General features: G+C 39.6%; 1 pseudogene and 1 other annotated feature. The pseudogene reads right to left on the reverse strand.

Features of this window, described 5'->3' with window-relative positions:
• Positions 1-576: pseudogene (locus tag IRT38_RS17440) on the reverse strand (IS3-like element ISAba19 family transposase); the annotation flags it as partial.
• Positions 185-301 (reverse strand) — a sequence feature (AL1L pseudoknot). Its footprint overlaps the pseudogene before it by 117 nt.
• Positions 577-627: the final 51 nt, after the last annotated feature.

Raw genomic sequence — 627 nt, forward strand, 5'->3', positions numbered from 1 at the left:
CTGTACAACGTGCAATAACATAACCCTCACGTTTCAATTTTTGCCAAACTTTACGTACACCATATCGACCTGAACTTTCTTTCCAAATTCGTTTAATTTGTTCAGCATGATACTCATCATGTAGATCTCGTTTCGCTCGATGTTCTGGATTGTCAGTGAGATCTAAAGTTCGGTAATAGGTTGAAGGTGCAATCGGTAAAATTCTACAAATCGCTTCAACACCATATCGATCTTTATTGTTATGGATAAAATCCACCATTATTTGTGTGGGCGGTCGAGCTCCGCCTGGGCGAAAAAAGCGGCTGCTTTGCGTAGAATTTCATTGGCACGTTTTAATTCTTTAATTTCACGTTCCATTTGCTTCATTTTTTCTTGGTCAGATATCTGTTGTACTTTGGCAGGATTTAGTTGATCCAGATGCTTTAAATACCAAACACGCAATGTTTCAGGAGTACAACCGATTTTAGGAGCAATAGCTGTGATTGCTGCCCAAGTAGAAGGATAATCTTTTTCAGATTCAATTAGTAATTGAACCGCTCTTTCTCTAATTTCGGGGGTATAGTTTGGTTTTGTCATCGGGATAGTCTCTCAGAATATTGACTCTCCGACAAACCCGGTACGGTTCAC

It is taken from the genome of Acinetobacter sp. SK-43, from assembly GCF_015351505.1.
GTDB classification, from domain to species: Bacteria; Pseudomonadota; Gammaproteobacteria; order Pseudomonadales; family Moraxellaceae; genus Acinetobacter; species Acinetobacter junii.